General features: G+C 64.1%; 10 protein-coding genes. All 10 read left to right on the top strand.

Annotation, left to right across the window (positions count from 1 at the left end):
- The coding region (locus tag B3V69_RS02140) for a glutamate ligase domain-containing protein (RefSeq protein WP_296443355.1) at window positions 1–807 on the top strand (807 nt) is incomplete at its 5' end.
- A gap of 21 nt (window positions 808–828) precedes the next feature.
- On the top strand, window positions 829–2,007 hold the full coding sequence (mraY, locus tag B3V69_RS02135) for a phospho-N-acetylmuramoyl-pentapeptide-transferase (protein WP_296443352.1): 1,179 nt from the start codon (window positions 829–831) through the stop codon (window positions 2,005–2,007).
- A gap of 3 nt (window positions 2,008–2,010) precedes the next feature.
- On the top strand, window positions 2,011–3,528 hold the full coding sequence (murD, locus tag B3V69_RS02130; protein WP_296443350.1) for a UDP-N-acetylmuramoyl-L-alanine--D-glutamate ligase: 1,518 nt from the start codon (window positions 2,011–2,013) through the stop codon (window positions 3,526–3,528).
- Window positions 3,525–4,781 (top strand): putative lipid II flippase FtsW, encoded by a 1,257-nt coding sequence (ftsW, locus tag B3V69_RS02125; protein ID WP_296443348.1) that lies wholly within the window; start codon window positions 3,525–3,527, stop codon window positions 4,779–4,781. The genes murD and ftsW overlap by 4 nt, the downstream gene beginning before the upstream one ends.
- A complete protein-coding gene (gene murG / locus B3V69_RS02120; protein ID WP_296443347.1) occupies window positions 4,778–5,869 on the top strand; it encodes an undecaprenyldiphospho-muramoylpentapeptide beta-N-acetylglucosaminyltransferase in 1,092 nt (363 codons plus the stop codon). The genes ftsW and murG overlap by 4 nt, the downstream gene beginning before the upstream one ends.
- Window positions 5,866–7,299: a UDP-N-acetylmuramate--L-alanine ligase gene (murC, locus tag B3V69_RS02115; protein WP_296443345.1), complete on the top strand. Its 1,434-nt coding sequence runs from the start codon at window positions 5,866–5,868 to the stop codon at window positions 7,297–7,299. Before murG ends, murC begins: the two co-directional genes overlap by 4 nt.
- Entirely contained in the window at window positions 7,296–8,276 is a 981-nt protein-coding gene (locus tag B3V69_RS02110; protein ID WP_296443343.1) for a D-alanine--D-alanine ligase, read from the top strand. Before murC ends, B3V69_RS02110 begins: the two co-directional genes overlap by 4 nt.
- A gap of 5 nt (window positions 8,277–8,281) precedes the next feature.
- Window positions 8,282–9,067 (top strand): cell division protein FtsQ/DivIB, encoded by a 786-nt coding sequence (locus B3V69_RS02105; RefSeq protein WP_296443341.1) that lies wholly within the window; start codon window positions 8,282–8,284, stop codon window positions 9,065–9,067.
- A gap of 62 nt (window positions 9,068–9,129) precedes the next feature.
- Window positions 9,130–10,359, top strand: coding sequence for a cell division protein FtsA (ftsA, locus tag B3V69_RS02100; RefSeq protein ID WP_296443339.1), 1,230 nt, complete (start codon window positions 9,130–9,132; stop codon window positions 10,357–10,359).
- Between the two features lie 144 nt (window positions 10,360–10,503).
- Window positions 10,504–11,303, top strand: an 800-nt coding sequence (ftsZ, locus tag B3V69_RS02095; RefSeq protein WP_296443337.1) for a cell division protein FtsZ, incomplete at its 3' end; no start/stop codon positions are given.

Raw genomic sequence — 11,303 nt, 5'->3', positions numbered from 1 at the left:
GCGGTGGCGCAGGAAAACGGCTCGGTCATCGACGCGCTGGCCGACACCGGTGTGGCGGTGTTTCCGTCGGACGACCTTTACAGCGCGATGTGGTCGGCCAAGGCCGGACCCCGCGCGGCCCTTCAATTCTGTGTATCTGAGGACGCCGCCAGCGAGGCGGATGTTCGCGTCACGCAAGCCCGGTGGTCGGGTGACGCCTGGCAGGTGGCGCTTGCCACCCCGGTTGGCCCGCTGCATTACGCCCTGCATATTGCCGGTCTGCACAACGTCAAGAACTCGGCCGCGGCAGTCGCCTGCGCACTGGCAGCGGGTGTTCCGCTGGAGTCAATGGCCCGCGGCCTGTCTGCGTTCGAGCCGGTCAAAGGGCGTTCCCGTGCGCTGGTGGTCGAGCACGGCGCGCGCGCCATCACGCTGGTGGACGATACCTACAACGCCAACCCCGATTCGGTGCAGGCCGCCATTCAGGTCCTGGCAGCGCTGCCCGGGCCGCGTTTGCTGGTGCTCGGCGACATGGGCGAAGTGGGCGACCAAGGCCCGCGGTTCCATGCCGAAGCCGGGCAACTCGCGCGCACGCTGGGCGTCGAGGCGCTGTTCACCCTCGGCGACCTGTCCGCCGCGGCCGCGACCAGTTTCGGCGCTGGCCGTCATTTTGCGGATATTCAATCGCTTCAAGCCGCCGTGCTGGCGGCGCTGCCCGGCGTGGGCAGCGTGCTGGTCAAGGGCTCGCGCTTCATGAAGATGGAGCGGGTCGTCGCGGCCATTGCCGCCGACGCACAACAGGACAAGAAAGATAGCCATGCTGTTTAGCCACAAGAACAGGAGTTCGCAATGCTTTTAAGCCTTGCTCAGTGGCTGCAGTCGCTGGCGCCTGGATTCGGATTTTTGCGGGTCTTCCAGTACCTGACCTTCCGTGCCGTCATGGCCGCGCTGACGGCGCTGCTGATGGGCCTGGTGGCGGGGCCGTATGTGATTCGCCGCCTGTCCGAGCTCAAGATCGGCCAGCCGATTCGCGACTATGGCATGGCCTCGCACCTGAGCAAGAGTGGCACGCCCACCATGGGCGGCGTGCTGATTCTGCTGTGCATCTCGGTCTCCACGCTCCTGTGGTTTGACCTGACCAACCGCTTTGTCTGGATCGTGCTGCTGGTCACGCTGGGCTTTGGTGCGATCGGCTGGGTCGATGACTGGCGCAAGGTGGTGCACAAAGACCCCGAGGGCATGCGGTCCCGCGAAAAATATTTCTGGCAATCGCTCATTGGCCTGGTGGCGGCGCTGTATCTGGTGTTCAGCATTTCGGAGAATTCCAATATGCGCGTGCTGGAACTGTTCTTCAAATGGGTGCAGTCGGGTTTCGATTTGAACCTGCCACCCAAGGCCGGACTGATGCTGCCTTTCTTCAAGGAAGTCAGCTATCCACTGGGCGTGTTGGGTTTTGTCATCCTCACTTACCTCGTGATCGTGGGCGCCAGCAATGCGGTGAACCTGACCGATGGTCTGGATGGCCTGGCCATCATGCCGGTGGTGATGGTGGGCTCCTGTTTGGGGATTTTTGCCTACGTGACCGGTAGTGCGGTGTATTCCAAGTACCTTTTTCTGCCGCATATATCCGGCGCTGGCGAGCTGCTGATCTTCTGCGCGGCCATGGCGGGGGCCGGGCTGGCGTTCCTGTGGTTCAACACGCACCCGGCCCAGGTGTTCATGGGCGACGTCGGGGCCCTGGCATTGGGGGCGGCTTTGGGCACCATCGCGGTGATCGTGCGCCAGGAAATCGTGCTGGCCATCATGGGCGGCATCTTCGTGGTGGAGGCCCTGTCCGTCATGTTGCAGGTGAGCTACTTCAAGTACACGAAGAAGAAATACGGTCAAGGGCGACGCATTCTGAAGATGGCGCCGCTGCACCATCATTTCGAGAAAAGCGGCTGGAAAGAGACGCAGGTCGTGGTTCGTTTCTGGATCATCACCATGCTGCTGTGCCTGATCGGCCTGTCGACCCTGAAACTAAGGTAAACCGTGGATACCCTGCACGATCAACACGTTCTCATCCTGGGCCTGGGCGCATCCGGCCTGGCGATGGCGCGTTGGTGTGCGCGCTGCGGCGCGCAGGTGACGGTGGCGGACACCCGCAGCGAGCCGCCGCAGCTGGCGGCCTTGCAGCGCGAGGTGCCGACGGCCCGCTTCATCAGCGGCGCCTTCGATGCCGCGCTGGTGGAAGGTACGGACGTGCGCGCCGTGTTCAAGAGCCCGGGCCTGACGCCTTTGGAGTTTGCTGCAGTTTTAGGAGCTGCTCACGCAATGGGGCTGTGGGCTGCAGGTGAATTAGGCTTATTCAGCCAAGCGCTGGAAAGCCTCAAGGCGACGCGCGACTATGCACCCAAGGTGTTGGCGATCACCGGCACCAACGGCAAAACCACGGTCACATCCCTTGCCGGGCAGCTGGTTGGCCGCGCCGGCAAAACGGTGGCGGTGGCGGGCAATATCGGCCCGACGCTGCTCGACACTTTGTCGGCGCACCTGGACGGCGAGACCTTGCCCGAAGTCTGGGTCATCGAGCTGTCGAGTTTCCAGCTCGAAGGTGAAAAAACCTTTGAGCCCAGCGCCGCGGCGGTGCTCAACATCACGCAGGACCATCTGGACTGGCACGGCGGCATGGCGGCTTACGTGGCCGCCAAGGCCAACATTTTTGGCCAGCAGGGCTTGATGCTGCTGAATCGCGAAGACCCGCTCGTCATGGCGATGCTGCCAGAACCAATCCGGGTCAAGCTACAGCGTCCGCTGGTGCGCGCCCATGTCACGTTCGGCGGCGACATGCCGCAGCGTCCCGGCGATTTTGGCATTGAGCAGGTCAACGGCATGGTGTGGCTGGTGCGTGCGCTGGAAGCCGATGAAACGCTGAAGAAACGCAAGGGCGATGAGCCCGAGTTGCACATCCAGCGTCTGATGCCGGCCGACGCCTTGCGCATCCGCGGGCGCCATAACGCGGTCAACGCGCTGGCGGCGCTGGCACTCGCCTCAGCGGCGGGCTGCGCGCTGGGCCCCATGCTCTACGGCTTGCGCGAATACCGGGGTGAGCCGCACCGGGTGGAGTCGATCGGCATTTTCAATGAAGTCGAATTCTTTGACGACAGCAAAGGCACCAATGTCGGGGCGACCGTGGCTGCCCTGTGCGGTCTGGGGGCTGATCGCAAGGTCATCGTCATCATGGGTGGCGACGGCAAGGGACAAGACTTCTCGCCGCTGGCTCAAGCCGTGGCGCGCCATGCGCGCGCCGTGGTGCTGATCGGGCGCGACGCGCCAGCGATCCGGGCCGCGCTGGCGTCCACCGGCGTGCCGCTGATAGACGCTCAATCCATGGCGCAGGCCGTGGCGCTGGCCAACGGCAAAGCCCATGCGGGCGACGCGGTGCTGATGTCACCGGCTTGCGCCAGTTTTGACATGTTTGACAACTATGAGCACCGCGCCCAGTTGTTCGTTGAGGCGGTGAGAGACATCGCCAGCGCCGCCGGTGTGCACATGGAGGGCACGCTGTGAGTGGATTGGCCCAGCGTTTTTCCGGATGGATCGGCAGTCTGGCCAAGCCGGCCGGCGACGTCCTGCCGGTACGCCTGGGCGCGACGCGGCGCGCCGCCACCGGCAGCATCCCGACGCGTGAGCTGGGCTTTGACCAGGCGCTGGTCTGGGTCACGGTGGCCTTGCTCGCCTGGGGGCTGGTGATGGTTTATTCCGCCTCCATTGCGATGCCGGAAAACCCGCGCTTCGCCAAGTACACCCACACCTATTTCCTGACGCGCCATGTGCTGTGGCTGGCGATGTCATTTGTCGCGGCGCTGCTGGCTTTTCAGGTGCCGGTGGCGACCTGGGAGAAGTCGGCCCGCGGGCTGTTCGTGCTGTCCCTGATTCTGCTGGCGGCGGTCTTGATTCCGCATGTTGGCAAGGTGGTTTATGGCGCACGCCGCTGGATTGCACTGGGGCCTTTGAGTTTTCAGCCGTCCGAGCTGGCCAAGTTCACCGTGCTGCTGTACGCGGCGGATTACATGGTGCGCAAGATGGACGTCAAGGAGCGCTTCTTCCGCGCTGTCTTGCCGATGGGGGCGGCGGTGGCGGTGATCGGTGTGCTGTTGCTGCTGGAGCCCGACATGGGCGCCTTCATGGTGATCTCCGTGATTGCCATGGGCATCCTGTTTCTGGGGGGCGTCAACGCCCGCATGTTCTTTCTGATTGCGGCCGTGTTGCTGGTGGCCTTCGGGCTGATGATTGCCACCAGCGAATTCCGGCGTGAGCGCATTTTTGCCTACCTCGACCCCTGGAGCGAGAAGAACGCGCTGGCCAAAGGCTATCAGCTTACCCACTCCCTGATCGCCATTGGGCGCGGTGAAATTTTTGGCGTCGGTCTGGGCGGCAGCGTCGAGAAACTGCACTGGCTGCCCGAAGCCCACACTGACTTCTTGCTGGCGGTGATTGGCGAAGAATTCGGGCTGGTGGGCGTCGTCTGCGTGATTTGCCTGTTTTTCTGGTTGACCCGTCGCATGATGCACATTGGCCGTCAGGCGATTGCGTTGGACCGGGTGTTTGCCGGCCTGGCGGCGCAGGGCGTTGGCATCTGGATGGGCTTTCAGGCCTTCATCAACATCGGCGTGAACCTGGGCGCCTTGCCGACCAAGGGCCTGACCTTGCCGCTGATGAGCTATGGCGGCTCCGCCATCCTCGTCAACCTGGTGGCCCTGGCCGTGGTGCTGCGCATCGACCATGAGAACCGCTTGCTGATGCACGGGGGGCGGGTATGAGCGCGACTTCAATCCAGCGCTGTGCATTGGTGATGGCCGGCGGTACCGGGGGCCATATCTTTCCCGGTCTGGCCGTGGCCCAGGCCTTGCGCGAGCGCGGCTGGCGCGTGCACTGGCTGGGCGGGACCGGCAGCGCGGCGCAGCCGAGCATGGAAAGCCGGCTGGTGCCGCCGCAGGGCTTCGCGTTTGATGCGCTGGACTTCTCGGGCGTGCGCGGCAAGGGGCTCGCGACCCTCGCCTTGTTGCCGTGGCGCCTGGTGCGGGCGTGCTGGCAAAGCATCCAGGTGTTGCGCCGCGTCAAGCCTGATGTGGTGGTCGGACTGGGCGGCTACATCACATTTCCGGCCGGCATGATGAGCGTCCTGTGCGCGAAGCCGCTGGTCTTGCATGAACAGAATTCGGTGGCGGGCCTGGCCAACAAGCTGCTCGCCCGGGTGGCGGATCGCGTCTTCACGGCTTTCCCTGATGTGCTCAAAAAAGGCATTTGGGTCGGCAACCCCTTGCGTGCGGCTTTCATCGGCGGTCCTGAGCCGGCCACCCGTTTCGCCGGGCGCAGCGGGCCCTTGCGTTTGCTGGTGGTGGGCGGCAGTCTGGGCGCGCGGGCCTTGAACGAGATCGTACCGCGCGCGCTGGCTTTGATCCCGCCGAAGGAACGCCCGCTGGTCATCCACCAAAGCGGCGCCACGCAGATAGACGCGCTGCGCGCCAACTACGCCGCAGCCGATGTGCAGGCGCAACTCACGCCCTTCATCGACGACACCGCGCAAGCCTTTGCCGAGGCTGATCTGGTGATCTGCCGGGCCGGCGCCAGTACCGTGACCGAGATTGCCGCGGTCGGCGCCGCCGCCCTGTTCGTCCCGTTCCCGTTCGCGGTGGACGATCACCAGACCCGCAACGCCCGGTTTCTGGTCGACCAGGGCGCCGCGTGGCTGCTGCCCCAAGATCAGTTGACGCCCGAATGGCTCGCCGGCATGCTACAAAAAACAGAGCGCTCCACGCTGCTGGCACGGGGGCTACAGGCCAAAAATATGGAAAAAATTGATGCGACCGCGAAAATCGTGGCCGCGTGCGAGGAGTTAACTGCATGAAACACGCCGTCCGTCATATTCACTTCGTCGGCATCGGTGGTGCTGGCATGTCGGGCATCGCCGAAGTGCTGTTCAATCTGGGCTACACCATTTCGGGCTCTGACCTGAGTGACAGCGCCACCTTGAAGCGCCTCGCCAGCCTGGGCATCCAGACCTATGTGGGCCATGCGGACGCGCACGTCGCTGGCGCCGATGCGGTGGTCACCTCGACCGCCGTGCAAGCCGACAATCCCGAGGTGCTCACGGCCCGCGAGAAACGCATCCCCGTGGTGCCGCGCGCGCTGATGCTGGCCGAGCTGATGCGGCTCAAAAATGGCATCGCCATCGCCGGCACCCACGGCAAGACCACCACCACCAGCCTGGTCGCCAGCGTGCTGGCAGAAGCCGGGCTGGACCCGACGTTTGTCATCGGCGGTCGACTCAACAGCGCGGGCGTCAATGCCCGGCTCGGGCAGGGGGATTACATCGTGGTCGAAGCCGACGAGTCGGATGCCTCGTTCCTGAACCTGTCGCCGGTGATGGCGGTGGTCACCAATATCGACGCTGACCACATGGAGACCTACGGCCACGACTTCGAGCGCCTCAAGCAGGCCTTTGTTGATTTCCTGCACCGCATGCCCTTTTATGGCACGGCGATTTTGTGCACGGATGACGCCGCCGTGCGCGACATCGTGCAGCAAGTGACCTGCCCGATCACCAGCTACGGCTTCGACGAAGGCGCTGAAGTTCGGGCCATTGATGTGCGTGCAGTGGCCGGGCAAATGCACTTCACGGTGCAACGTCGCAACGGCGTGGTGCTGCCTGACCTGGCCGTGGTGCTGAACCTGCCGGGCCGCCACAACGTGCTCAACGCCCTGTCCGCGATTGCGGTGGCGGTGGAACTCAATGTGCCGGACGCCGCCGTGCAAAAAGCACTCGCCGAGTTCAAGGGCGTGGGCCGGCGCTTCCAGCGCTATGGCGAACTGGTGGCGCGTGACGGTGGTGTTTTCACGCTGGTGGACGACTACGGTCACCACCCGGTTGAAATGGCGGCCACCCTGGCGGCGGCGCGCGGCGCTTTTCCGGAGCGGCGCCTGATGCTGGCGTTCCAGCCGCATCGCTACACCCGCACCCGCGACTGTTTCGAGGATTTCATCAAGGTCATTGGGCAGGCCGACGCGGTGTTGCTGGCCGAGGTCTATGCCGCCGGTGAGGCCCCCATCATCGCGGCCGATGGCCGCAGCCTGGCGCGCGCGCTGCGTGTGGCCGGGCGCATTGAGCCGGTCTTTGTCGATGACATCGCCGATATGGCGCAGGCCATTGTTGAAAACGCCCGCGCCGGCGACGTGGTGCTGTGCATGGGCGCCGGCTCGATTGGCGCCGTGCCTGGAAAAGTGCTTGATATGCTACAAAATTCAGAGCAGACTACGAAGGAGGGACGGGGGCTATGAGCCAATTTAATCAAAATTTTGGGAAAGTCGCCGTTTTGATGGGCGGCGCCTCCGCCGAGCGCGATATTTCCTTGATGTCGGGCCAGGGCGTGCTGCCGGCCTTGCGCTCGCAAGGTATCGACGCCCATGCCTTCGACCCGGCCCAGCGTGATCTGGCCGAGCTCAAACGTAAAGGTTTTGCGCGTTGCTTCATCGCCTTGCATGGCCGTTTTGGAGAAGACGGCACGGTGCAAGGCGCACTGGAATTGCTCGGCATCCCGTACACCGGTTCGGGCGTCATGGCCTCCAGCATCGCCATTGACAAGGTCATGACCAAACGCATCTGGCGCGCGGAAGGCTTGCCAACCCCGGCCTGGCGGCAGGTCGACGGTGCCTCTGCCACCGAACAGGCGTTTGCCGCGCTGGGCAGCCCGATGATTGTGAAACCGGCGCGGGAAGGCTCGACCATCGGCTTGACCAAGGTCATCACGCTGGACCAGTGTGAGGCGGCTTATGCCCTGGCCGCCCAGCATGACACCGAGGTGCTGTGCGAGCAGTTCATCAGTGGCGATGAGGTGACGATTGCGGTGCTGGGCTCGGGCGCGGCCGCCCGCGCGCTGCCGCTGATCCGCATCGTGGCGCTGGAAGGAAACTACGACTACCAGAACAAGTATTTCACCGACACCACGCAGTACCTGGTGCCCGCAGGCCTGCCCGAGGGCGAAGAAGCCCACATTCAGGCGCTGGTGCTGAAGGCTTACCGGGTGCTCGGCTGCCGCGGTTGGGCGCGCGCCGACGTGATGATTGACGCGCGCACGCGCCAACCCTATCTGCTGGAGATCAACACCTCGCCCGGCATGACCGGGCATTCGCTGGTGCCGATGGCGGCCAAGGCGGCCGGCATCAGCTACCCGGCGCTGTGCGTTCAGGTGCTGCAGCATGCCGCGCTGGACTATGCGGCGCCCGACGCGGACGCCAACGTTGCCACCCACGGATAAGCGCCATGACAACAACCGTGCCGACCCCGATCGACGTGAAACTTATGAACATGACGGCGTCCGCCCTGTTCGTGGCGTTTGCGCTGATGGTCGTGGGCGCGGTGGCGGGCTGGGCCTGGCGCCATCCCGTATTTGCGCTGCGCGGCATCACGGTGAGCGGCGACGTGACGCACAACAACGCCCTGACCCTGCGCGCCAACGTGGCGTCGCGGCTGAGCGGCACTTTTCTCACGATCGATCTGACGGCGACGCGGCTCGCTTTCGAGGCCGTGCCCTGGGTCCGTTCTGCCGTGGTACGGCGCGAGTTCCCGAATCGCCTCAAGGTCTTGCTGCAGGAGCACCAGGCCGTCGCGTACTGGGGGCTGGAGGGCGAATCCAGGCTGCTCAACAATTTTGGCGAAGTGTTTGAAGCCAATGTCGGCGAAGTCGAGCAAGAAGATTTGCCGCGTTTGAATGGCCCGGACGGCCAGTCCGCGCAGGTGCTGGCGATGTACCAGGCGCTGCAGCCGCAGTTTGAAGACATGGATATGGCGCTGGAGCAGATCGAGCTGACCGGGCATGGTGGCTGGCGCGCGCGGCTCGACAGCGGCGCGGTCATCGAGCTCGGTGGCGGCACGGAGGCAGAAGTGCTGGCCCGCACGCAACGATTTCTGAAGACGCTGACGCAGGTGGCGTCGCGCTACGGGCGCAAGGTGGATGCCCTGGAGACAGCTGATTTACGGCATCAAGACGGGTATGCCATCCGGCTGCGCGGCGTTACCACGCTGGCGGCGGATGGGCAGAAAAAGTAACGGCAGTCACGGGAATAGCGGCAACAACGGCAATAGCGGCAACACAAGTAACAGGTAAATATATGGCGAAAGAATACAAAGATCTGGTCGTAGGGCTGGACATTGGCACCGCCAAAGTGATGGTGGTGGTGGCCGAGGTGCTGCCCAACGGCGAGCTCAAACTGGCCGGCCTGGGCGTGGCGCCCAGCAACGGGCTCAAGCGCGGCGTGGTGGTGAACATCGACGCCACCGTGCAAAGCATCCAGCAGGCGCTGAAAGAGGCCGAGCTGATGGCCGACTGCAAGATCACGCGGGTCTACACCGGCATCACCGGCAGCCACATCCGGGGCATCAATTCGCACGGCATGGTGGCGATCAAGGACCGTGAAGTCAGCGCCGCCGACGTGGCGCGCGTGGTGGAGACCGCCAAGGCCATCAACATCTCGACCGACCAGCGCCTGCTGCTGGTGGAGCCGCAGGAATTCATCATTGACGGCCAGGACGTGAAAGAGCCGATCGGCATGAGCGGCATCCGGCTGGAGGCCAAGGTCCACATCGTGACCGGCGCCCAAAGCGCGGCCGAGAACATCATCAAATGCGTGCGCCGCTGCGGCCTGGAGGTCGAGCAGCTGATGCTCAATCCGCTCGCCTCCAGCCTGTCGGTGCTGACCGAAGATGAGCGCGAGCTGGGCGTGGCGCTGGTGGACATTGGCGCCGGCACCACCGATGTGGCGATCTTCACCAACGGCGCCATTCGCCACACCGCCGTCATTCCGATCGCGGGCGACCTGATCACCAGCGACATTGCCATGGCGCTGCGCACGCCGACCAAGGACGCCGAAGACATCAAGGTCGAGAGCGGCTACGCCAAGCAGCTGCTGGCCGACCCCGAGTCCCAGGTCGAAGTCCCGGGCCTGGGCGACCGCGGCCCGCGCATGCTCAGTCGCCAGGCGCTGGCCGGCGTCATCGAGCCGCGCGTCGAAGAGATTTTCTCGCTGGTGCACCAGGTCATGCGCGAGTCCGGGTTTGAGGAAATGCTGTCCAGCGGCATTGTGCTCACCGGCGGCAGCTGCATCATGCCCGGCATGGTGGAGCTGGGCGAGGACATCTTCCTCAAGCCGGTGCGGCGCGGCATCCCCCGGTATTCAGGCGCCTTGTCCGACATGGTGGCCCAGTCCCGGGCGGCCACCGTCATGGGCTTGCTCGAAGAAGCCCGCATGGCGCGTCTGCGCGGTTTCAAGGTGGCGCAAAAAAATGGTTCCATGAAAACCGCTTTCGGTCAGGTCAAGGACTGGTTTGTGGGGAACTTTTAACCATGCAACCCAAACTTTGGCTCGCTCGCGAAAGCCCGCATTGGCGATGGCGATGCACGGATCCGCCCTCATAGATAGGCAAAAAAACATGATCCAAACCAATTTCGGCAACTGCAAAATATTTGAAACTGAAGGAGAGCAAAAATGTCCATCGAAATGATTGAAGAAGAAGCGTTTAACCAGGGCACCCAGATCAAGGTCATCGGCGTCGGTGGCGGTGGCGGCAACGCCGTGGGCCACATGATTGGTTGTGGCGTGCAGGGCGTGGAGTTCATCTGCGCCAATACCGATTCGCAGGCCCTGAGCCGCAGCGATGCGCACAAGAGCATCCAGCTCGGCAGCAGTGGACTGGGCGCCGGCAGCAAGCCCGACAAGGGCCGCGAAGCCGCTGAACTGGCGGTGGACGACATCCGGGCCGCCATCGACGGCGCGCACATGCTGTTCATCACCGCCGGCATGGGCGGTGGCACCGGTACCGGCGCGGCGCCGGTGATTGCCCGCGTGGCGCGTGAAATGGGCATTCTGACGGTGGGCGTGGTGACCAAGCCCTTCGATTTTGAAGGCGGTCGCCGCATGACCAATGCCGACAACGGCCTGGCTGAACTCGAAGCCAATGTCGATTCGCTGATCGTGGTGCTCAACGAGAAGCTGCTCGAAGTGCTGGGCGACGACGTCACGCAAGACCAGGCCTTTGCCCATGCCAACGACGTGCTGAAGAACGCCGTCGGCGGCATCGCCGAAATCATCAACGTGCCCGGCCATGTGAACGTCGACTTTGAAGACGTGCGCACCGTGATGGGCGAGCCCGGCAAAGCCATGATGGGCACCGCGGTGGCCGCTGGCCCTGACCGTGCCCGCATCGCGGCCGAACAGGCCGTCGCCTGCCCCTTGCTCGAAGGCATCGACCTCTCGGGCGCCAAGGGCGTGCTGGTGCTGATCACCGC

Origin of the sequence: Rhodoferax sp. UBA5149, from assembly GCF_002413825.1 — a bacterium.
In the GTDB taxonomy this organism is placed as follows: domain Bacteria; phylum Pseudomonadota; class Gammaproteobacteria; order Burkholderiales; family Burkholderiaceae_C; genus Rhodoferax.
The sequence above is the reverse complement of the archived record's forward strand: the minus strand, read 5'-3'. Positions and strand labels throughout refer to the sequence as shown.

Coding starts and splice junctions, on each gene's coding strand:
- mraY (WP_296443352.1), top strand. CDS start 829: ATGCTTTTAAGCCTTGCTCAGTGGCTGCAGTCGCTGGCGCCTGGATTC.
- murG (WP_296443347.1), top strand. CDS start 4,778: ATGAGCGCGACTTCAATCCAGCGCTGTGCATTGGTGATGGCCGGCGGT.
- murC (WP_296443345.1), top strand. CDS start 5,866: ATGAAACACGCCGTCCGTCATATTCACTTCGTCGGCATCGGTGGTGCT.
- B3V69_RS02110 (WP_296443343.1), top strand. CDS start 7,296: ATGAGCCAATTTAATCAAAATTTTGGGAAAGTCGCCGTTTTGATGGGC.
- B3V69_RS02105 (WP_296443341.1), top strand. CDS start 8,282: ATGACAACAACCGTGCCGACCCCGATCGACGTGAAACTTATGAACATG.
- ftsA (WP_296443339.1), top strand. CDS start 9,130: ATGGCGAAAGAATACAAAGATCTGGTCGTAGGGCTGGACATTGGCACC.